Here is a 20,125-nt window from a genome sequence, read left to right as displayed (position 1 = left end):
CATTTAAATGCACATGAATGGAGAATTATGTCAATATGGCTTGGCATCCTTTTGTACGGTCCTGCGCCACGGTTCTCCTTATCCCAATATTCTCGATATCCCGCTGAAAACAGCCATTATGCCAGAATGTCCTTGCTGCATGGCAGCATTTTTTGTTCCCGAACCGCGCAGCACCAATCTCGGCTTTATATCCATATATTTACAAATATGGTCATTTAACGCCGTTGCCGCACGGCTGGCCGCGTGCCGCCTAGTTCAGTTGGACGAGGCGCATATCCGTGCGGCGTCTATGCCTCTGGCAGCCGCGACGCGGCACGTTCGGCCGATATGAACGGTCGGCTTGCGAACTGAATTCTGATCCTTGGGGATATTTGTACATGATCGGGCAAAAGGACGACTCCAACGTGCACCTTTCCTGCTTTCTCCATGGAGACGGCCAATGAGCGTTCAGGACCGGAAAGTCGCCATATTGACGGGAGCGGGAACGGGAATAGGCCTGGCGACGGCGCGTACGCTCGTCGCCAACGACGTCCGCATCGTCGCCGTGGGCCGCACGCGCGAGTCGCTTCAGCAGGTCGAGGACGAACTGGGGAGCGACTCCGTCGCCCTGCATGTCGCCGACATCACGGCGGCAGAGGCACCGGCGGCCTCAGTGGCCATGGCGATCGAGCGGTTCGGTCGTCTCGACTATCTCGTCAACAATGCAGGCAAGGGCAAGCCATCGCCCGTGCATGAAACCACGGACGAGATACTGGACGATTTCCTGGACGTGCTGCTGCGCGCGCCCTTCCGTTACTGTCGGGAGGCGATCGCCGTGATGAAGCCGGGTTCCGCCATCGTGAACGTGTCCTCGACCTTTTCGATCCTCGGTGGTCTGCGCGGCGGCGCCTATTCGGCGGCGAAGGCCGGCATCAATGGCCTGACCCTGCACATGGCGGCGCAATATGGCTTTGAGGGCATTCGCAGCAACGTCGTCGCGCCGGGCGTCACCGAAACGCCGATGACAGCCTATAATTGGGAGAATGAAGTCTTCCGGCGGATGAATTTCGAGATGACGCCGATGAACCGGACCTGCACGGCAGAGGACATCGCCAACGCGATCTGGTTCCTGCTGTCGGATCAGGCGGGCTTCATCAACGGTCAGATCCTGGCCGTGGACGGCGGCTGGACCACCACCAAATTCCTGAGCGAGGAAGCGCGTCTCGCCGAAAGGGTCGCGAAATGACGCCAGCGCAATCCGGCATCACCCGTCGCGTCGTGGATGGCTGGTCGATCAGGCACGACCCCGACCGCGAAGCGCAGGCGCGCGCGGGCGGCTGGTGGCTCGACACGACCATCGGCGAAGCGGCGGCCCGGCTTGCCGCGCAGGAGCCCGAACGGGTGCTGCTGATCGATGGAGAGATCCGGTTGACGGCGGGCGACCTCTATCAATCGGCACGCCGCCTGGCGGACGCCATGCGGCGGCGCGGCATCGGGCGGGGCGATGTGGTCTCCTTCATGCTGCCCAACTGGCATGAGGCCTGCGTCGTCTATCTCGCCACGGCATTGATCGGCGCCGTCAGCCACCCGCTGGTCACCAATTTCCGCAACGCCGAACTGCTGTTCATGCTTTCCGATTGCAAGAGCAGCGCGATCTTCATTCCCGCCAAGTTTCGTCGCGTCGATTATCGGACCATGATGGCGGAAGTGGGCGCGCAGATGGAAAGTCCGCCGCTTGTCGTCGTCCTGCGCGGCGATCCGGGCGATGGCGTGGGATATGATCAACTGGTCGCGGAGGGCAGTCCCGAGGCGACGTTCGATCTGGTCGATCCGGGCGCCGTGCGGATGATCCTGTACACGTCGGGCACCACCGGTCGTCCAAAGGGTGTGCTGCACACGCATAACACGATCAATGCGGATATCGTCCAGCTTCACCGTTTCTGGAACCGGGGGGAGGATGCGCGCTATCTGGTCGCGTCTCCGGTCAGCCATATCGGCGGATCGCTCTATGCCTTCGAGATGCCGCTTCTGTACCGCACCAGCGCGGTGCTGATGGACATGTGGGACGGCGCGACCGCCGCAAGGCTCATCGAGCAGGAGCAATGCACGCACATGGCGGGCGCCACGCCTTTCCTGCAGCATTTGCTGGACGCCTGCCGGGTTTCCGGCGCCTGTCTTCCCAGCCTGCGTATCTTCATCTGCGGTGGCGCTTCGGTGCCGCCGTCTCTGATCCGCGAGGCGACCGAATGGTTCGATAACTGCATCGCCACCCGCGTTTATGGTTCGACCGAGGTGCCCACCATCACATTGGGGTCGATCGATGCGGGCGACACCGACCATGCGGCTGAAACCGATGGAAAGATCGGCGCGGCCACGGTGATCATCCCCGCCGCCGACGCGGAAGGCGTGGGTGAACTGCTCGCCAAGGGGCCGCAGATGCTGGTCGGCTATCATAATATCGAGGATGAGGCCGCCGCGTTCGACGAGGCGGGCTATTTCCGCATGGGCGACCTTGGTCGCATCGTGGACGAAGATTATGTCGTCATTACCGGCCGGCAGAAGGATATCATCATCCGCAACGGCGAGAATATCAGCCCCAAGGAAATCGAGGATCTTCTGACGCTCCATCCCGATGTCGCGGAAGTGTCGGTCGTAGGGATTCCGAGCGAGAAGACGGGAGAGATGGCCTGCGCGGTCGTTCTGCCGGCAAGTTCCGCAAGGCCGACATGCGCCGACTTTGCTGCCTTCCTGGCGGATTTCGGCATTGCCAAGCTCAAATTTCCTGAACATGTCGTCTTTCGCAACGATCTGCCCCGCAATGCGACGGGCAAGGTCCTGAAGCATGTGCTGAGGGACGAGATATTGGCCGACATGGCGGGAGGCGCCGCGTGAAGCGGTACTCCATCGCGGTCATTCCAGGAGACGGCATAGGCAAGGAAGTGATGCCCGAAGGCATTCGGGTGCTGGACCGCGCCGCCGATATCTTCGGCTTTTCCTTCGACTGGCATCATTTTGACTGGAGTTGCGAAACCTGGCACGCGACGGGCGCGATGATGCCCGACGACGGCATCGACCGCCTGTCGCAACATGATGCCATCTACCTTGGCGCGGTCGGTTATCCGGGTGTTCCCGACCATATTTCCCTATGGGGCCTGCTGATCCCGATCAGGCGCGAATTCGACCAATATGTGAATTTGCGGCCGGTGCGATTGCTGCCCGGCATCGATTGCCCGCTGAAGGGCAAGCAGCCCGGAGACGTCGATTTCTGGGTCGTCCGGGAAAATACCGAGGGCGAATATTCGCGCCTGGGCGGCAGGAGCGGGAGCGGGGAAAACGAGTCCGTCATCCAGACCGCCCTGTTCACCCGGCGCGGCACCGATCGCATCCTGCGCTACGCCTTCGACCTCGCGCGTCGGCTGGATCGCCGCCATGTGTCCTCGGCGACCAAGTCGAATGGACTGTTCTATTCGATGCCCTTCTGGGACGAGCGCTTTGCCGCGATTGCGGCGGAATATCCCGACGTGCGGACAGACAGCCATCATATCGACATCATGGCGGCGCGCTTCGTGATGAAGCCTGAACAGTTCGACGTCGTTGTCGGGTCCAACCTGTTCGGGGACATATTGTCCGACCTTGGGCCCGGCTGTACCGGCACGATCGCCGTCGCGCCTTCCGCCAATCTCAATCCGGAAGGTCTTCATCCCTCCATGTTCGAGCCGGTTCATGGTTCTGCACCGGACATCGCCGGGCGCAACATCGCCAATCCGATCGGGCAGATCTGGGCCGGGGCGATGATGCTGGACCATCTGGGGCAACAGGCGGCGGGCGCCGCCATCCTGCAAGCCATTGGCGACGCCCTGCTGGCCGGGGACGCGCTGACGCCGGACCTTGGCGGCCTGGCATCGACGCAGGACCTGGGCGCTGCGGTGGAGGCGAGGCTTTCTTTGCTCGCGGGTGATTGCAAACGTCCGAACGGATGATGGTGGGCGGCAGTCCGGGGCGTAGGTCATCAGGAAACAGTATTTGGGAGTGATCCATGTCGGCTGTCCACGCTGATACCAAGAACGAAACCATCCCGTCGGTCGAGCAGCTTGTCGATCGGACGCGCGCCTTGATCCCGCTGCTGCGGGAGCGTGCCGCGGAGGATGAGGCGAACCGGACGGTGAATCCGGACACGGTCCGGCGAATGAACGAGGCCGGATTGTTCCGCGTCCTTCAGCCGCGCCGCTGGGGCGGCTATGAGCTTGGCCAGCGCGCCTTTGCCGAGGTGCAGATCGCACTGGGCGAGGGCGACATGTCCGTGGCCTGGATCTATGGCGTGATCGGCCTGCACAGCCTGCACATCGGCCTGATGGATGACCGCGCGGCGCAGGACGTCTGGGGCAACGACAGCTCGGTGCTGGTCGCCTCGCCCTATATGCCGGGCGGCACGGCGACGCCTGTCGAGGGTGGCTTCGAATTTTCCGGTCGCTGGTCCTATTCCAGCGGCAGCGAGCATTGCGACTGGACCTTCCTGGGCGGTTTCGTCAATGGCGATCCGACCGACTATCGCGCCTTCCTGCTGCCCAGGGCGGATGCGAAGATCGTCGACACCTGGCGCACAACCGGCCTGGCCGCGACGGGCAGCCACGACGTCGTGGTGGAAAAGGCCTTCATCCCCGAATATCGGACACATAAATTCATCGACGGCTTCAACGGGACCAGCCCGGGCCGGCAGTGGAATGACAACCCCCTCTATCGCATGCCCTTCATGCTCGTGTTCATGCGGGGGATCACCAACGGCCAGATTGGCGCGCTGCAACACTTCCTCGACCTGTTCAAGGCCTATGCCAAGGACAAGGTATTCATGGGCAGCAAGACCGCCAAGGATCCCGACGCGCAGCTGGCGGTGGCATCGGCCGAAGCGGGCATAGACGAGATGAAGAAGGTGATGTTCGCCAATTTCGAGATCATGCAGGACTATGCGGAGCGCGACGAGATGCCGCCGCTGGACATGCGGCACATGATGCGGTTCCAGAGCGCGAGCGTCGCCGACCGCTGCGTCAAGCTGGCCGAAGGCATGCTGACGGTCGCGGGCGGCGGCGGCGTGTACGACACGTCCAACATGGGCCGCATCTATCGCAACATGTTGACCGGGCGTCAGCATGCCGCAGCCCAGTACCGCATCTACGGACGCACCTATGGCGACAAGCTGATGGGCGGCGAACCGTTCGACATGATGCTCTGAGCGGCAGGGTCCGGGATTCGGCGGACCGCAACGTCCCCGGTCGGACCCTGTTTTCGCACGCGCTTCGGCTGTGATGAAGGGAGAGGAAGATGAGTGGCAAGACCAGAGCGGTACTCAATCTCGTCGAAGCATGGGCGCGCCGCGACATCGACTTCATGATGGCGCAATTTGCCGATGATGCGATATTCGAGAATGTGCCGATGGACCTGATCGTCGGCAAGGACGACATACGGGCAGCCAATCAGGCCTTCATGGCCATGTATCGGGAGGCGCCATGGGAAATCCATCATATTGTGGAAGCGGCCGATGGCACGGTGCTGACGGAACGGTCCGACATATTCATCCTCAATGACGGACGCAGGACAGAATGTCGCGTGATGGGCGCCTTCACGGTGAACGACGACAATCTCATCGTGCATTGGCGGGATTATTTCGATCTTGCGGACTGGAACCGGCAGCTGGGGGCGGATCCGGATTTCGGCCGTAAGGGGTATCGGCAAACGGAAATGGCCACCACGGCTGGGGAGTGATCCATGTTGAAGGACATGTTCGTCGAAATGGCCAAGGGGCGGGAAACGCCGGCTGGCGACAGAATTCGCGACCTCGTCACCCGGTATCTCGCGACCTTTGCGACGGGCGACATAGAGGCGCGCGTCGCTTTATTCGCGCCTGATGGGTCATTCGAGGACCCGGTCGGTACCCCGCCCATGGTCGGCCATGACGCGTTGCGCGCCTTCTTCTCTCAGGGCAGCGCCATGAAAATATCCGCCGAACTGGAACGGATCGCCATTTGCGGCAATGAGGCCGCCTTCGCCTTTCGCGCCCGGCTGGACGCGGGGGAGGGTGGACAGGTCACCATCCACCCGTTCGAGACGCTGGTGATGAACGATGACGGCCTCATTGCTCAGATGCGCGCCTATTTCGACGCCGGCTCCATAAGCTGATTTTCGGGAACAGACAGGAAATCCGGCAGGCCCTTGACGCTGATGCGATAATTCAGCCGTGCCTTGTCCGGCGCGTCGGAATATTCGATGGGCGTTGCCCGGTGCATCACCGACAGATTGTCCCACAGCAGCACGTCGCCCGGCATCAATTTATAGTCCTGCACGAATATCGGCGCCGACGCATGGCCTTTCAGATCGTCCAGAAGCGCCAGTCCTTCCGCTTCGTCCATCCCCTCCACCGCGAAGGCGGAACCACCCAGCCCGTATAGCGCCTTCACGCCCGTAACCGGATGCGTGCGCACCAGAGGATGGAGGACAGGCGCGGGTATGTCCACATGACGCTGCATGTCTTCGGGCAGATCCTGCGGACGAATGATCGTCTCATCCTTTCCCGGCTGCGCGGCGCTGACGCCATGATGTACGCGCAGCCCGTCAATGCGATCCCGCATGTCTTTCGGCAGGGTCGCATAGGCGGCGACCAGATCGGCAAAGAGCGTCTCGCCGCCCTCCGCAGGCGCCTTTACCCCAAGCAGCATGGTGACGGTCGCCACCTCATCTTCATAGGAGCTGTCGCAATGCCAGTGGGACGCGACGTTGCGCATGAAGGCCGGCACGGACCCCGAATTGGACTGGACGATCATCTCGGGATGCTCGCCATGCCGATTGCTGCGGGAGACGAGCAGGACGGGCCGCCCCCAGCGCTTGCCGAAGGCCACATATTGATCGTTGGACATGGCCTGCCCCGGCACGACGAGGATCCGGTTCTGGAAAAGGGCGTCGGCCAGGCCGCGCAACAGGGCGTCGTCCGCATGGTTAAGGTCGATGCCGACCGCCCGGACGCCAAAGGCGCCCGGCAGTGGTTCAAGGACGAGGTCCTGGTTCGTCCTGTCCTGCATTTCGACCCCGCCGTTCACGCTGCGGCGCCCATGGGGATATGGGCGTCGGTGGGTGCGCTACGCGTGCCACGCACCAGCTTCCCGGGCAGCGCGCCCGTGTGGATGCCGTCGCGATAGGTGACGCTCCCCGACACCAGCGTCGCGACATAGCCCTGCGCTTCCTGCCGCAACCGCTTGCCGCCGGCGGGAAGGTCCGCCTGGATTTGTGGACGGTGCAGCACGATCTTTTCGGGATCGAGAATGTTGATATCGGCCTTGTAGCCGGGCGCGATCCTGCCGCGATCGAGCAGGCCGACCGATTCCGCGGGCTGGCTGGTCAGCGACCGGACCAGCCGGGGCAGGTCCAGCCCCTCCCGGCCCAGGCGATTGGCCAGCATGTAGGTGGGATAGGCAGCGTCGCAGATCATCGCATAATGGGCGCCGCCGTCACCCAACGCCACGATCATATTATCCTCCCCGATCAACGCCGACGTCCGTTCGACGGTATCGCGGACATTGCTGCCATAGGCGCAAAGAATCGCCCGGCCTTCGCTTTCCAGCAAGGCATCGTAGATGACGTCGGCAAGGGGACGGCCGCTCCGCGCGGCTTCAGCCTGAAGACTTTCCTCCTCGGCGAAATCATAATTTGCCGGCTCGCCGAGGCGATAGAGGGTCAGCCCCGCCTTTAGCAGGCCGACAAAGGCGGGATTGGGGTCTTCCGGCTCCTCTGAAAGGAGGCGGGCGCGCAGCGCGGGGTCCCGCATTTTTCCGACCTTCTCGGCCAGCGGCAGGTCCGCCAGGGCGCGGTAGCTGGGGTTGAGGCTGAAAGGATGGAAGCTCAGATCGAGTCCGAAAAGGACACCCATCGCGCGGGGCAGGAACTGGCCGTTCAGACGCAGGCCCTTATCCTGCGCCGTGCGAATCGCATTCACATAAATGTCCCAGTTCGCGGGGTTGCCCGGCATGGGGATGAGGCTGAAATTGACCGGACGTCCGCATTCCTGCGCTATGGCCTCCAACATCCCAACCTCGTCTGTGCCGTTGCCGTCGATGTCGGGAATGCATTGGAAGACGCCGTCTCCCGCGTCCTTCAATCCGGCTGCCAGCGCCTTCAGTTCGGCTAGTTCGGAACGAACGCTGGGCGCGAGCTTCCCGTTGCGGAACCGATGGAACAGGTTGCGTGACGTCGACACGCCGAGAGCGCCCGCCTGGATCGCCTCCGCGACCAGCCTGCGCATATGGCCCAGATCCTGCTCGTTCGCCGGCTCCAGATCGGCCCCGCGTTCCCCCATGACAAAGACCCGCAGGGGCGAATGCGGGATCTGCGTGGCGAAATCGACGTCGCTCTGGCGCTGTTCCAGCGCGTCGAGATAGTCGGGGAAGCTTGTCCAGTTGAACGGCACGCCGGCGGCCATCACGACATGAGGAATGTCCTCCACCCCTTCCATCAGGCGGATCATGAGATCCTCGTCCCCTTTCCGGCACGGGGCGAAGCCGACGCCGCAATTCCCCATGACGACGGTGGTGACACCATGGTTCGAGGACGGCGCCATCCGGCTTTCCCAGGTGATCTGACCGTCATAATGAGTGTGGACGTCGACGAAGCCGGGCGTCACGATCAGGCCGCTGGCGTCGATTTCCTCTTCCGCGGTGCCATGAATCTGTCCGACCTTGACGATCAGGCCGTCCTGTATCGCCACGTCGGCCGCCACAGCCTTGCCGCCGCTTCCATCGACGACGGTTCCGCCGCGGATGATCAGTTGATAATCAGCGCTCATCGGACTCGCTCTCCACATGTGGGTTGTTATTAGTCAGTGATCACTATCTAAAGGACATGCAATTGGCAGGCAAGGGGACGCGGAACAAAATAGAAGATGGCGCAGGCGGTCGCCGCCGTCGTGGTTCGGCCGAGGTCCGGTCGCTCATTCTGGATTCCGCCCGCGCCCTGTTCGCGGCCGACGGCCTGGCAGGCACGACCACCAGGACCATTGCAGAAGGCGCCGGTGTCGCCGAGGCCCTGATTTTCCGCCATTTCGAATCCAAGGCGAAATTGTTCGAAGCGGCGATCATCGAACCGTTCAAGACTGTCTTTACCGCTTTCCTGCAGAGCATGGACGTGGAGGCTGAGGGCAAGGAAGCGCGTAGCCTTTCCACCATGCAGGCGCTCTTCCTGTTCCTCAGGGAGAATGCCGACCTCCTCCAGGCGCTGGCGAAGTCGGCGACCGCTGGCGATCTACCCCTGTCCCATGCCCTCGACGATTATTTTCTCGCTGCCGAGAAGAGGGTAAGGCTGTTCTACCGCGATGAGGATGGAGGCTATGACATCCCGCCGGCCATATTCGTGCGCTATGCCTTTGGCATGGTGGCGGCCGCGGTCCTGTTCGAAGGATGGTTTTTCCCGGACGAACCACTCGACAATGACATGGCCGCCGCGATCCTGGCCCGCATGAGCTACAAGGCGATCCTGCCTGCGAGGGATAATTAGCCGGCAAGCCCCTATCCTTGTCTTTTCGGACGATTGCCGCCGCCGCGATGCGCGCTAGGCGCGCTGATGAGAACCGTCGTCCGGAGCAAGGAACAGGACATGAAGATCGCTGAATTGGGCTATCTGCTGGTTGGAGCACCGGAGGTTGCCGAATGGAAATTCTACGCTGAAAAGGTTCTGGGGGCCATGGCTCTGGATGGACCGGCGGGCGCGCTCTACGTGAAGATCGATCACCGCGCCTTTCGCATCGCGATCCTGCCGGACCAGGACAATGGCCTGATCGCCAGCGGCTGGCTTGTCCAGACGGAGGATGACTTCCATGCGGCGAGGGCCGAACTGACGGATGGTGGCGTCGAACTGGTCGAAGGAACGGCGGAAGGCGCGCAGATAAGGCAGGTCCAGGGATATTTTTCCTTCAAGGATCCCGAAGGTCACAGCCATGAACTGGCCTGGGGCCCGATATCGGATTTCCAGCCCTTCGTCTCCCCCGCTGCCGTCAGCGGCTTTGTGACCGGTGATATGGGCCTTGGTCATGTCGTGCTCACGGCAGTCAAGGATTTCAAGGCCGAAGCCGACTTCTGGACCAGCCTTGGCGGCTTTTCTCTGTCGGATATCCTGCATGTCCCCATGCCGGACGGGAAGGCCAGGGTGCATTTCCTGCATTGCCGCAATCGGCGGCAGCACAGTCTCGCCTTTGGCGAACTTCCCATACCGGGGGGCTGCATCCACATCATGCTGGAGGTCGGGAGCATCGACGATGTCGGCCGGTGCCTGGACCGGGTCGCGGAACATGGCGTCAAGGTGACCGCCACATTGGGCCGCCATGTCAATGACGACATGATTTCCTTCTACATGATGACACCGGCGGGCTTTTCGCTCGAATATGGCTTTGGCGGAAAGCAGATGGACTGGTCGGAACATGTCGTGTTCGAAACGACACGGGGCAGCGATTGGGGCCACAAATTCCAGTGATCGCGGGTTGAGCAAGCCACGTGCTGTACCGGACCGCCTGAAGCGGTCCGGTACAGCACGAAAACTTCAGAAACAAAAATCCGGCAGGAAGGGACATAAACGTCCGTTTCTGCCGGATTTAACATTTTAGCGCATTAAAGTCGGATCAAGTGCTGCGCGGCGTCTTCTTGACCTGCTGTCCTTCGGCATCGAACATCTTGATAACGCGCTCGGGGCAGGCGAGCGAGCCGCGGAAGGCCGCGACTTCCTCGCCCTCCGGCACGTCGAAGCCCGTCGTGGCGATATAGCCGCTCTCATCCAGCTTGAAGAGGTGCGGGGCGACGTTCGCGCAACGCGCATGGCCGACGCACTGGTCCTTGTCGATTACGATCCGATATTTCATGATTGCTCTCTATATGGTGGTCCGGGATGGATCAGCCGGCTATCGCAGCTTCCAGTATTTCCTTGCGCGCGCCGCCATCCTCCGCGCTGGGGACGCCCGGAATGATGTAGCGACCTTCGCTGCGGGCCAGAATGTCGGCCGCTGCGGAGCGCGGATTGTAGAACTGCCTGTACCAGGTCCTGACTTTCAGGAAATTGCCGTCGCCCGGCATTTGCATCGGCCTGAAACACGGCATCTTGTTCGACCAGATCTCGAAATCCTGCGCGAACGCGTCGCAACTCATCTGCTGTTGCGCCTTCGCCGTCGCGATGTCCTCCTCGGTGGGGTTCCTGTCGCTGGGCTTGCTCAGGACCGCATGCCATACGAACACGGATCCGTCATCGATCGGCGTGTGACAGATGAACATGATGGAATCATTGGCATTGTTCGCCACATAGCGGGAAAGCAGGATGCCCGGCCCCGTATAATATGTGTTGAATTCCGACATGCCTGCATCCGCGCCGAGCAATTCATGGCGTCCGCCCAGCAGTTGCTGCGCGACATGGCCGTGAAGGATCGTTTCGAAATAATAGAATTTGGTCGTGGCATGCACGGGCGCCAGATGCTGGATGTCGCCGATATTGTCGACAACCTCGATCGGATGGAGGTTCATCGATCCCAGATGGTCGATGTCCCATTTCACATAATGGGGATCATCCCATTCGGGGATGGCGGGCAGGTCATAGTCCGGTTCGCCCCCCTCCGGATCATGCCAGTGGAACACGACGCCATAACGCTCCACGACCTTGAAGGATTTCAGTTTGGCGAGCGGCGGAATCTTGTCGGAATAGGGAATCTTGTTGCAGACGCCGTCCGGCCCGAAGCGCCAGCCATGATAAGGGCAGTGGATCGATTCACCCTCAATTTGTTTGCCCTGCTGGGCCATGAACGAGGTCGAACTCTTGCCGATATGGGTGTTCATATGAGGGCAATAGGCGCTCACCATGTGCAGCTGGCCGCTCTCGCCCCGGTAGATCACCATGTCCTGTCCGAAAAAACGGACCGAATAGGGCGCTTTTCCGATCTTGCTGGCTTCTGCGACCATGAACCATCCGCGCGGGAAGGTGAATTCCCCCAGACCATATTCCGCAGTTGTCGCCATTTTACTCTCCTGAAGGTCCGCTATGATTGCCGCCTGTGCGGTCAGACCGTGATCTCGATCTTCTTGAAGCCGGCGATCGTGCCGATATCGTCGCCCAGTTCGACGCCGCCGTCGACCAGCTTGTAATTGGGCGCTTTTTCCAGCAGGACCTGGAACATGGTCTTGGCCTCCAGTCGCGCCAGATGCGAACCCAGGCAACGGTGTGGCCCGACGCCGAAGGAGAAATGACGGATATTTTCCCGGCGGAAGTCGATCTCATGGGGATTTTCATAGTCGTCGGGATCGCGATTGGCCGCGGCCCAGGACATGAACACCTGTTCTTCAGGCTTGATGACATGGCCCGCCACGGTGATTTCCTTGGTCGCGCGGCGTGAATTGCCTTGCGTTGGCGGGAAAACGCGCAGGAATTCCTCTATGGCGTTGTCCAGAAGCTCGGGATGATCGATCAGCTCCTGACGGCGCTCCGGATTGCGCGCGAGATAGACGCTGGCCATGCCGAACAGCGCCTGCGTGGTGTCCAGCCCGCCGCCCAGCATGATGAGGATGAAGCTGTCAATCTCATCGACGCGCAGCTTCCGCCCGGCCATGTCCACATTATAGAGATATTCGATGACGCTGCCGGGAACCGGATCGTCCTTCAGACGGCGGATTTCGGTCCGCATGCGATCGATCATCACCGCCATGTCCTTCAGGCGCTCTTCCATGGGAAGGCGGCTGTAGATGAGCTGGTGGAGCGGCGGCGCATAATGCTGCCAGTCCTCCGGCGGCAGGCCCGCCAGCTTGAGCGTCATGATGCCCGTGAGCGGCAGGGCGAAGTCCCATTTGAGGTCACCGCCGCCCTTGGCGACGATCTTGTCCATCAGCTCGTCGGCCACCTGGCGGACATAGGCCGCGTGCAGCTTGACCTTGTTGGGCGAAAACAGCGGATTGAGGATGGCGCGATAGTCGTAGAGTTCGGGCGGATCGACATTGATGGGGATCATCAGCGTCGGTTCGAGCGCAGGGATCACCTCCGCCGGCCAGTTGGAGAAAACGTCGGCGTTCTTGGCGACCTCCAGGCAATCCTCCGCCTTCGTCGCGACATAGAAGCCGCCATATTGGGTGCTGTGGGTGAAGGGGCTTTTGCCGCGCATGTGCATCAGGATGTCGATCGAATTGCTGCGATATTCCTCGCTATGATGATCGAAATCACTGGCGAGCTTGTCCAGCGTCGCTTCGGAAAGGTCTTTGGTAAGCTCGAACACAAATAGCTCCCTTAAGGAAGGTCTGATATGGCCTGTCCACTAGCACGGGGAACGGCGAATGTGTGTCGTCCACTCGGACGAGGCATCGGCAAAGATTTTTCCCCTATGTCGGATGATGCCCAACAAGGCTGAAAAATCCGCGGGAGAGAGTTTCATGCCGTCAGCACCCCGCACGCTGGACGACCTGGTCGCCATCCACAGCGTGTCGCAGCTCAAGGCTCGTTATTTCCGGTTCATGGACACCAAGCAGTGGGACTTGTGGGAAGCGCTGTACACGCCGGACGCGGTGCTGGATGCGCGCGACGACGGGCCGGCGATGGCAAAGCTGGGCTTCCCGGCGCCGCCGGCCGACGCGCTGCTGTTCCGCACGGCAAAGGGCATTCGCCAGGCCGTGTCCACGGCGCTGGAGGGGGTTCGCACCGTCCATCACGGGCATATGGGAGAATTCGAAATATTGGCGCCGGATCGGATCAAGGCCATCTGGGCGATGCAGGACATCATTCGATATCCGGCAGGTGCGCCCACGCCGATACGGGGCTTCGACGGGTTCGGCCATTATGAGGATCATTATGTGTACCGCGATGACAAATGGCTGATCGAGAGCGTGAAGCTGACCCGGCTCGTCCTGATGCCCGTTTGACCCTGATGCCTGTTTGACGATGTCGCGCTATGAAGGAGCCGGGATGGCTGAAATGATGGAATATGACGTTCTCGTCGTGGGGTCGGGCGCGGGCGGGATGGTGTCGGCGCTGCGCGCCCACGATCTTGGCCTGCGGGTGGCGGTGATCGAAAAGGCCGATCGCTTCGGGGGCACGAGCGCCGTGTCCGGCGGCGGCATCTGGATTCCCAATAATCCCGCCATCGCGCAGAATGACAGTACCGAACTGGCCATGGAATATCTGCGCGCCTGCACCAAGGGGCGGGTGCCTGACGCGAAGCTGCAGTCCTATGTCGTGAACGGCCCCCGGCTGCTTGACGAACTGGCGAAGTGGAAGGTCGGCTATTTCAGCGTGCCTGGCTATGCCGACTATATGCCCTGGCTGCCGGGCGCGTTGCAGACCGGCGGCAGAACCATGATGCCGTTGCCGTTCGACGGGCGGCTCCTGGGAGACGAGATCTTCAAGATGCGTGAACCCCACCCGACGCACAAGGTGCTGGGTCGCATGCAGATCGACCTGACGGAAATGGGGCCGCTCATCCGCCGCAACAGTACCTGGTGGCTGACGGCAGGCAAATTGGTGTTCCGTTACCTGCGCGACATGCCGTTCCGTCTGAAGAGCAGGCGGGACCGTCGGTTGACGACGGGCAACGCCATGATCGGCGCGCTGCGCAAGGCGATGATGGACAGGGACATTCCCCTGTTGCTCGACACCCGACTTGTCGGCTTCACCGAGGAAACGGGCAGGGTGACTGGCGCCACGGTGTCCAGGCGCGGGCGCACCTATGATATCAGAGCGTCGAAGGGAGTCATCGTTGCGTCGGGCGGTTTTGAAAAGAACCAGACGCTGCGCGACCGGCATATGCCCGTGCCTACGCCCGTCGATTTCAGTCTGACGCCAGGCCTGAACAACAGCGGAGACGCGCTGATCGCCGGCGAGGCGATCGGGGCGGACAGCGAATTCCTGGACCAGGCATGGTGGGTTCCGACGATGCGCGTTCCCGCGCCCGGCTTCAACAATGCGGACATGCGGGCGGCCTTCTTCATGGAGCGGGGCTATCCCCACACCATGTGCGTGAACAGAAATGGGGAGCGTTTCGTCAACGAAGCCATTTCCTACAATGATTTCGGCGCGGAGATGATCGCCGACCAACAGCGGACGGGCGCCAACACGCCATGCTGGATGATTTTCGACGCCACGGCGCGGTGGCGCTATCCGATCGGCGTTGTCATGCCTCCCGTCATCATGCCTGACATGCTCGTCCCCCGCGAATGGTGGGACAATGTGCTCTACAAGGCCGGTTCCATTCAGGAACTTGCCCGCAAGATCGAGGTCGATCCCGCAGTCCTGCAACGCAGCGTGGAGCGCATGAACGGCTTTGCCGAAAGAGGCGTGGACGAGGAGTTCCACCGCGGCGAAAATGCCTATGACATGGTCTTTGGCGATCCCCGCAACGCACCCAATCCCTGCCTCGGCAAGATTGAGAAGGCGCCCTTCTACGCGATCCCGGTCGACCTTGGCGACATCGGTACGAAGGGCGGGTTGCGCACGGACGAGAACGCCAATGTCCTTCGGCCGGACGGCACGCCCATCGAGGGGCTTTACGCGACCGGCAATGTGTCCGGCGCGGTCACCTATGATTCCTATCCGGGCGCGGGGGGCACGATCGGGCCGGCGATGGCCTTCGGCATGGTTGCCGCGGAACATATCGCGCAACGCAACAGCAACAGCATGGGAGCTCGGCATGGCGAGTGATGCGAACAGTGCGAGCGGCGCGCGCGAATTGGTGGACATGCGCGACGCATCCTCGTCCGTCGTGGACCTTCCGCTTGACGCCCGCGCGGCTGGGCCGGTCGACGCCGTCTATGATGCGATCGTCATCGGCTTTGGCCTTGCAGGCGCCAGCGCCGCGCTGGAGGCGGCCGAACAGGGACTGAAAATATTGTTGATCGACCGCTTTCAGGGCGGCGGCGCAAGCCAGATGAGCGGTGGCATCGTCTATGCGGGCGGCGGCACGCATGTCCAGAAATCCTGCGGTGTCGAGGATAGCCCGGCCGCCATGGCCGATTATCTGCGAAAGGAGGTTGGCGGCCTCGTTTCGGATGAAGCTGTTCAGCGCTTCTGCGATGACAGCCTGGAGACGCTGGGTTTCCTGGAAAGGCATGGCGTCAATTTCAGCGGTCCCAAGGCGCCCAAGAAAACATCCCACCCCACCGACCAATATTATCTCTATTTTTCCGACAATGGCACGGTGCCCGCCTATATGGGCCAGCACGCCCCGGCCGAGCGCGGCCATCGTACCAAAAATCCCGCCAAGGTCCCCGGTGCTCCGCCGCTGCCAGGAAAGAAGCCGCATGGCGGCTTTTCGGAAGGCGCCGACATGGGCTGGTATCTGATGGCCGCGATCAAGCAGGCGGTTGCGAAGAACCCGCTGATCACCGTGTTGCCGCAGGCCCGCGCCAGGCGGCTCATCGTAGAGGATGGCGTCGTGGTTGGCGTGCAGGTGGACGCCATTCCCCAGGGTGGCCTGAGCAGCCGGGTCCATCGTTGGGCCGAACGCCTTGCGAACAAGCTGACATTCCAGGTCATGCAGGTTCACCGTCCCTTCGCTGCCCTTTTCCGCTCTATCGAAAAGCTGTCTTCGCGCCTGCGCACATTCCGCGCGCGCCATGGCGTGGTCATTGCGGCGGGCGGTTACATCCGCAACCGGGCGATGATGGCCCGCTATGCCGCGCCCTATGTCCGGACGCTGCCGATCGGCTCTTTCGGTGATGATGGCGCGGGCATCCGCCTGGGCGCCTCCGCTGGGGGGGTCGGCGATCATCTCGACCGGATATCGGCATGGCGCTTCATCAACCCGCCCTATGACTGGACGAAGGGCGTCGTTATCGGCGCCTCGGGCGATCGACTGACGAATGAGGAGCAATATGGCGCGCATCTGTCGCGCGCCATCTATGAGCAGTCCGACGGTCGGGCATGGCTGGTGGTGGACGACGCGATCTGGCGCGCGGCGTTGCAGGAGGTCAATTCGGGCGACCTGTTCGAATTCCAGAAATTCCCCGTGAAGCAGGCGCAGAAGGGCGCGAAGAAGGCCGGCAGCATTGCCGAGCTGGCGGGCAAGATCGGGGTGCCGGCTGAGGCGATGGAGGCCGCCATAAGGGCCTATGGCGATGCGGCGCGGTCTGGCGCGCCCGATCCCATGGGCAAAAGCGACGCCTGTCGCCAGGCCTTTGGCCCGGGCCCCTACTATGCCATCAATCTTCGCCACGAAATGCCGATCAGCCCGATCACGGCCCTCAGCACCGGCGGGCTGCGCGTCGATGAACATTCGGGTGGCGTCCTGGACGAAAGGGGCCAGACCGTGCCCGGACTCTATGCTGCGGGACGTTCGGCCATTGGCATTCCCTCGAACAACTATGTCAGCGGTCTGTCGCTGGCCGATTGCACCTGGTCCGGCCGCCGCGCCGCCAGCGCGATAGTCAAGCGGTCCCGAGCGGACGGGCGGGGCGAAGGCAGGGATTCAGCCTTGTCGCCCGGTGCTGCGGCGGAGGCGGGATAGGGCGATTTTCCAGCGATCGGACCCGATCGTTGAAAATAGCGGGAAACAAGGAATCCGGCGCGGGATTCGATCTCATTCAATCAGATCGAAACCCGCGCCGGAGGATCGGTCTGACCTTCGTCCCGCTGTTCGGTGAACCGATCTAGTCGGTTCCCGTCCTGTCTGGCGCGATCCTTTCGGCTGGCCCCATGCGTTCCTCCCCGGAAAACAGCCGGTCAAGGCGGGCGCGAACCTCCTGCCGATATCCTTTCCTGTCGACCGGGCGAGCGGCTCCGATGATGATCTCGTCCCCGATGGCGGCCTTGATCCGGTTCAACGCGTCTTCATCCAGGATCCCCGCCCCTCGAAGTTCCACGCAGAGCTGAACCAGCCCCGCCGCCGTCGCCTGCGCTCTCAGGCCGACATTGGTCAGATCATGGTGCAGTTTCTTCTGATTACCGGCGCCGATCGACATGGCGGTTCCCGTCCTTGCAAGAGGTCAACAGCAGACCGAATGATCCATCGGGGGCATTCGATCCTGTTCGTCGTCATCTTCGCCTGATCTGGATCATTTGTGCTGCATCAGTCTCCGGCGGCTTTCGCTCAGTCCTCCGCAGGCGGCGTCGAGCAGGCGAGCGGCCTTCAGATAGAGGTGGGCGTCGCATTCCGCGCTGAAACCCATGCCGCCGTGCACCTGAATATTCGTGCCCGCATTCTCGCGCGCCGCCCGCAGGGCGAGGTTGAGCGCCGCATCGGCCTCTCGTTCCGCCTCCGCATGCCCCTCTGTGAAGGAGAGCGCGGCGAAAGTCGTCAATTCCTTGGCCGCGTGCGCCATGATCGCCATGTTGGCGCAATGATGCTTGACCGCCTGGAACGCCCCGATCGGCTGACCGAATTGTTCACGCACTTTCGCATATTCGACGCCGCGCTCGCAGCATTCGGCGGCGATCCCGGCGAGCAGCGCTGCGATCAAGAGCCTGCCGCGAACGGCTGTATCCCGGCTGGCGTCGAAAAGCAGCGGTTCTTCGACGGCAGTACGCAAAACGGGGCGTCCCCAATGCACGTCGTCATCGATCTCCAGCGTCCCATTGGCGCGGATCTCGACGCCTTCGCGGGTCATCGCGACGAGGTGGGTCGCCCCCTCCGCGTCGATCGCCCGGCCGACGCCCTGTGCATGGCCATGCAGTGCAAAGGCCGCGCGGGCTTCCCCCGCCAGCAGCGCCCCAACGGTATCGCTGTCGCCTGCCTTGTGGAAGGCATGGGCCGCGATCACCGTGGCGGGATAGTTTGTGGAGATCAACTGCCGCCCAAAATCCTGCGCGGCCAGAACTTCCTCCAGGGCGGAGAGGCCGATGCCGCCCGCCTCCTCCGGCACGCTGATGCCGAGCCAGCCCAAGTCGACAATGGATTGCCAGCGGTTCGGTTCGCCATCCGGGTCGTCGCGCAGACGCGAGACGGGCAAGACCGTCCGAACTGGCCGAGTAAAGCTGTCGACCAGCTCATGCGTATCGCCCAGGCTACGGAATATCGTCATGATTTGCCCCTCGGCAGTCCGAGAACCCGTTCGCCGATGATGTTGCGTTGAATTTCTGCCGTGCCACCCGCGATCGTCTCGGAAAACGCATCCAGATATTCGAAGGCCCAGCCATGGTCGCCGGCGAGCGCGGGCGAACCGATGCCGTACAGGTCGATCGCCGCATCGGACGCGCGCTTGGCGAGTTCGGCGAAATAGAGGCGGATCAGTGACCCTTCCGAACCGGGCGTGCCCGTTTCGCTGGCAAGGGCGAAGCTGTAGGACATGGCCCGCAGCGCCGCGGCATCCGCCAGCAGATCGGCCAGTCGGGGCGCGAGCATCGGGTCGGTGCAGTCCCGCGCCAGCCTTTCGATCTTGTCGACCAGCCCGATCTGAAGCGCGAGGGACGCGGTGCCCCGTTCGAAACCGAGCGTGGCCATCGCCGTTTTCCAGCCATTGTTCAGTCCGCCGACGACGGCCTGATCGATGGGCAGACGGACCTGATCGTAGAAGACCTCGCAGAATTTGGCCGGGCCCGCCATGGTTTCGATCGGACGGACGGTGATGCCCGGCAGGTTCATCGGGCAGATGACCCAGGTGATGCCCCGGTGCCGTTCCGACCCCGGTTCTGTTCGGATCAGCAGTTCCTGATAATCGGCAATGTCCGCATAGCTGCTCCAGATCTTCTGGCCGTCGATGATGATCTCGTCGCCCTCGACGCGTCCCTGCGTGCGCAGGCTGGCAAGGTCCGACCCTGAACCGGGCTCGGAAAAGCCCTGGCACCAGATCGCCTCGCCCGACAGGATCCTGGGCAGGTGAAAGGCCTTTTGCGCGTCGCTGCCGCAGGCGATGATCGTCGGCCCTGCATGGTTCACGCCGACGAAGGACGCATTATGGGTGCTGGGCGCCCCGGCGCGGGCATATTCCTCAAACCAGATGATCTGTTGCGCGACGGGGAGGCTGCGGCCGCCAAATTCGCTCGGCCATGTCAGGCCGGCCCAGCCGCCGTCATACATTTTCCGCTGCCAGTCCAGGACATAGCGGCGGGATTCAGGACCATCCAGCGGCGCGGCATGGTCGGGGATATTCGCCTCAAGCCAGTTCCTGGCCCCGGCCCGGAACGCGGCCAGCGCGTCATCTTCGGTGTTGAATGTGGTCGCCATGGG

Annotated in this window: 19 protein-coding genes; 11 read left to right on the top strand and 8 right to left on the bottom strand. The window is 62.3% G+C overall.

The genetic code is table 11. The features are described from left to right. Nucleotides 1–439 precede the first annotated feature (439 nt). From MRBLMC3_RS12675 to MRBLMC3_RS12650, 6 genes are all read left to right on the top strand, one after another. The gene (locus MRBLMC3_RS12675; RefSeq protein ID WP_363736527.1) at nt 440–1,225 is read left to right on the top strand and encodes an SDR family NAD(P)-dependent oxidoreductase; all 786 of its coding nucleotides are present in this window, start codon (nt 440–442) and stop codon (nt 1,223–1,225) included. Beyond that, entirely contained in the window at nt 1,222–2,871 is a 1,650-nt protein-coding gene (locus MRBLMC3_RS12670; protein ID WP_363829267.1) for an AMP-binding protein, read from the top strand. Before MRBLMC3_RS12675 ends, MRBLMC3_RS12670 begins: the two co-directional genes overlap by 4 nt. After that, nucleotides 2,868–3,959: a tartrate dehydrogenase gene (locus MRBLMC3_RS12665; RefSeq protein ID WP_363829265.1), complete on the top strand. Its 1,092-nt coding sequence runs from the start codon at nt 2,868–2,870 to the stop codon at nt 3,957–3,959. Before MRBLMC3_RS12670 ends, MRBLMC3_RS12665 begins: the two co-directional genes overlap by 4 nt. Before the next feature lie 56 nt (nt 3,960–4,015). Next, nucleotides 4,016–5,206: an acyl-CoA dehydrogenase family protein gene (locus MRBLMC3_RS12660; RefSeq protein ID WP_363829263.1), complete on the top strand. Its 1,191-nt coding sequence runs from the start codon at nt 4,016–4,018 to the stop codon at nt 5,204–5,206. Nucleotides 5,207–5,295: 89 nt separating this feature from the next. Continuing rightward, the gene (locus tag MRBLMC3_RS12655; protein WP_363829260.1) at nt 5,296–5,736 is read left to right on the top strand and encodes a limonene-1,2-epoxide hydrolase family protein; all 441 of its coding nucleotides are present in this window, start codon (nt 5,296–5,298) and stop codon (nt 5,734–5,736) included. A 3-nt stretch (nt 5,737–5,739) separates the two neighbouring features. Beyond that, nucleotides 5,740–6,150, top strand: a complete 411-nt coding sequence (locus MRBLMC3_RS12650) for a nuclear transport factor 2 family protein (protein ID WP_363829257.1) — start codon at nt 5,740–5,742, stop codon at nt 6,148–6,150. Here the strand turns inward: MRBLMC3_RS12650 and MRBLMC3_RS12645 are convergent. Both MRBLMC3_RS12645 and MRBLMC3_RS12640 read right to left on the bottom strand, forming a co-directional pair. Continuing rightward, complete coding sequence (locus MRBLMC3_RS12645; RefSeq protein ID WP_363829254.1) at nt 6,123–7,064, bottom strand: TauD/TfdA dioxygenase family protein; 942 nt, start codon at nt 7,062–7,064, stop codon at nt 6,123–6,125. The genes MRBLMC3_RS12650 and MRBLMC3_RS12645 overlap by 28 nt on opposite strands. After that, complete coding sequence (locus MRBLMC3_RS12640) at nt 7,061–8,803, bottom strand: N-acyl-D-amino-acid deacylase family protein (protein WP_363829251.1); 1,743 nt, start codon at nt 8,801–8,803, stop codon at nt 7,061–7,063. Before MRBLMC3_RS12640 ends, MRBLMC3_RS12645 begins: the two co-directional genes overlap by 4 nt. A gap of 62 nt (nt 8,804–8,865) precedes the next feature. Between MRBLMC3_RS12640 and MRBLMC3_RS12635 the strand changes: the two genes are divergently transcribed. Both MRBLMC3_RS12635 and MRBLMC3_RS12630 read left to right on the top strand, forming a co-directional pair. Then, nucleotides 8,866–9,510 (top strand): TetR/AcrR family transcriptional regulator, encoded by a 645-nt coding sequence (locus tag MRBLMC3_RS12635; protein WP_363829248.1) that lies wholly within the window; start codon nt 8,866–8,868, stop codon nt 9,508–9,510. A 99-nt stretch (nt 9,511–9,609) separates the two neighbouring features. Further along, nucleotides 9,610–10,482: a VOC family protein gene (locus tag MRBLMC3_RS12630; RefSeq protein WP_363829245.1), complete on the top strand. Its 873-nt coding sequence runs from the start codon at nt 9,610–9,612 to the stop codon at nt 10,480–10,482. A gap of 145 nt (nt 10,483–10,627) precedes the next feature. On the opposite strand, the gene MRBLMC3_RS12625 is transcribed toward MRBLMC3_RS12630, so the two are convergent. From MRBLMC3_RS12625 to MRBLMC3_RS12615, 3 genes are read right to left on the bottom strand one after another with little or no spacing between them, the layout of a single operon-like run. Then, on the bottom strand, nt 10,628–10,864 hold the full coding sequence (locus tag MRBLMC3_RS12625) for a ferredoxin (RefSeq protein WP_363736515.1): 237 nt from the start codon (nt 10,862–10,864) through the stop codon (nt 10,628–10,630). A 31-nt stretch (nt 10,865–10,895) separates the two neighbouring features. Next, nucleotides 10,896–12,005, bottom strand: coding sequence for a Rieske 2Fe-2S domain-containing protein (locus MRBLMC3_RS12620; RefSeq protein ID WP_363736514.1), 1,110 nt, complete (start codon nt 12,003–12,005; stop codon nt 10,896–10,898). A gap of 41 nt (nt 12,006–12,046) precedes the next feature. Then, the gene (locus tag MRBLMC3_RS12615) at nt 12,047–13,249 is read right to left on the bottom strand and encodes a cytochrome P450 (protein ID WP_363829243.1); all 1,203 of its coding nucleotides are present in this window, start codon (nt 13,247–13,249) and stop codon (nt 12,047–12,049) included. A gap of 154 nt (nt 13,250–13,403) precedes the next feature. Between MRBLMC3_RS12615 and MRBLMC3_RS12610 the strand changes: the two genes are divergently transcribed. Genes MRBLMC3_RS12610 through MRBLMC3_RS12600 form a run of 3 tightly spaced genes read left to right on the top strand, consistent with a single transcriptional unit; the run spans nt 13,404 to nt 17,467 of the window. Further along, a complete protein-coding gene (locus tag MRBLMC3_RS12610; protein ID WP_363736511.1) occupies nt 13,404–13,889 on the top strand; it encodes a nuclear transport factor 2 family protein in 486 nt (161 codons plus the stop codon). Between the two features lie 43 nt (nt 13,890–13,932). Next, nucleotides 13,933–15,663 carry an FAD-dependent oxidoreductase gene (locus MRBLMC3_RS12605; protein ID WP_363736510.1) on the top strand — a complete coding sequence of 577 codons (1,731 nt, stop codon included), beginning with the start codon at nt 13,933–13,935 and terminating at the stop codon, nt 15,661–15,663. Further along, nucleotides 15,653–17,467: an FAD-binding protein gene (locus tag MRBLMC3_RS12600; protein ID WP_363829241.1), complete on the top strand. Its 1,815-nt coding sequence runs from the start codon at nt 15,653–15,655 to the stop codon at nt 17,465–17,467. The genes MRBLMC3_RS12605 and MRBLMC3_RS12600 overlap by 11 nt, the downstream gene beginning before the upstream one ends. Before the next feature lie 142 nt (nt 17,468–17,609). On the opposite strand, the gene MRBLMC3_RS12595 is transcribed toward MRBLMC3_RS12600, so the two are convergent. The 3 genes from MRBLMC3_RS12595 to MRBLMC3_RS12585 all read right to left on the bottom strand — a co-directional run bounded on the left by MRBLMC3_RS12595 (nt 17,610) and on the right by MRBLMC3_RS12585 (nt 20,122). Further along, nucleotides 17,610–17,921: a hypothetical protein gene (locus MRBLMC3_RS12595; protein WP_133651476.1), complete on the bottom strand. Its 312-nt coding sequence runs from the start codon at nt 17,919–17,921 to the stop codon at nt 17,610–17,612. Nucleotides 17,922–18,014: 93 nt separating this feature from the next. After that, nucleotides 18,015–18,980 (bottom strand): acyl-CoA dehydrogenase family protein, encoded by a 966-nt coding sequence (locus MRBLMC3_RS12590; protein ID WP_363829239.1) that lies wholly within the window; start codon nt 18,978–18,980, stop codon nt 18,015–18,017. Further along, nucleotides 18,977–20,122, bottom strand: coding sequence for an acyl-CoA dehydrogenase family protein (locus tag MRBLMC3_RS12585; RefSeq protein ID WP_363829238.1), 1,146 nt, complete (start codon nt 20,120–20,122; stop codon nt 18,977–18,979). The genes MRBLMC3_RS12590 and MRBLMC3_RS12585 overlap by 4 nt, the downstream gene beginning before the upstream one ends. Between the last annotated feature and the right edge of the window lie 3 nt (nt 20,123–20,125).

It is taken from the genome of Sphingobium sp. LMC3-1-1.1 (genome assembly GCF_040676285.1).
Taxonomy (GTDB): Bacteria; Pseudomonadota; Alphaproteobacteria; order Sphingomonadales; family Sphingomonadaceae; genus Sphingobium.
Note: the sequence above shows the minus strand (reverse complement) of the source record. Positions and strands in the feature narration are given on the sequence as shown.

Bases quoted from the DNA above. Each gene is read 5' to 3' on its own strand.
- MRBLMC3_RS12660 (WP_363829263.1), top strand. From the start codon at position 4,016: ATGTCGGCTGTCCACGCTGATACCAAGAACGAAACCATCCCGTCGGTC.
- MRBLMC3_RS12595 (WP_133651476.1), bottom strand. From the start codon at position 17,921: ATGTCGATCGGCGCCGGTAATCAGAAGAAACTGCACCATGATCTGACC.
- MRBLMC3_RS12625 (WP_363736515.1), bottom strand. From the start codon at position 10,864: ATGAAATATCGGATCGTAATCGACAAGGACCAGTGCGTCGGCCATGCG.
- MRBLMC3_RS12655 (WP_363829260.1), top strand. From the start codon at position 5,296: ATGAGTGGCAAGACCAGAGCGGTACTCAATCTCGTCGAAGCATGGGCG.
- MRBLMC3_RS12650 (WP_363829257.1), top strand. From the start codon at position 5,740: ATGTTGAAGGACATGTTCGTCGAAATGGCCAAGGGGCGGGAAACGCCG.
- MRBLMC3_RS12600 (WP_363829241.1), top strand. From the start codon at position 15,653: ATGGCGAGTGATGCGAACAGTGCGAGCGGCGCGCGCGAATTGGTGGAC.
- MRBLMC3_RS12640 (WP_363829251.1), bottom strand. From the start codon at position 8,803: ATGAGCGCTGATTATCAACTGATCATCCGCGGCGGAACCGTCGTCGAT.
- MRBLMC3_RS12590 (WP_363829239.1), bottom strand. From the start codon at position 18,980: ATGACGATATTCCGTAGCCTGGGCGATACGCATGAGCTGGTCGACAGC.
- MRBLMC3_RS12610 (WP_363736511.1), top strand. From the start codon at position 13,404: ATGCCGTCAGCACCCCGCACGCTGGACGACCTGGTCGCCATCCACAGC.
- MRBLMC3_RS12675 (WP_363736527.1), top strand. From the start codon at position 440: ATGAGCGTTCAGGACCGGAAAGTCGCCATATTGACGGGAGCGGGAACG.
- MRBLMC3_RS12620 (WP_363736514.1), bottom strand. From the start codon at position 12,005: ATGGCGACAACTGCGGAATATGGTCTGGGGGAATTCACCTTCCCGCGC.
- MRBLMC3_RS12630 (WP_363829245.1), top strand. From the start codon at position 9,610: ATGAAGATCGCTGAATTGGGCTATCTGCTGGTTGGAGCACCGGAGGTT.
- MRBLMC3_RS12585 (WP_363829238.1), bottom strand. From the start codon at position 20,122: ATGGCGACCACATTCAACACCGAAGATGACGCGCTGGCCGCGTTCCGG.
- MRBLMC3_RS12670 (WP_363829267.1), top strand. From the start codon at position 1,222: ATGACGCCAGCGCAATCCGGCATCACCCGTCGCGTCGTGGATGGCTGG.
- MRBLMC3_RS12605 (WP_363736510.1), top strand. From the start codon at position 13,933: ATGGCTGAAATGATGGAATATGACGTTCTCGTCGTGGGGTCGGGCGCG.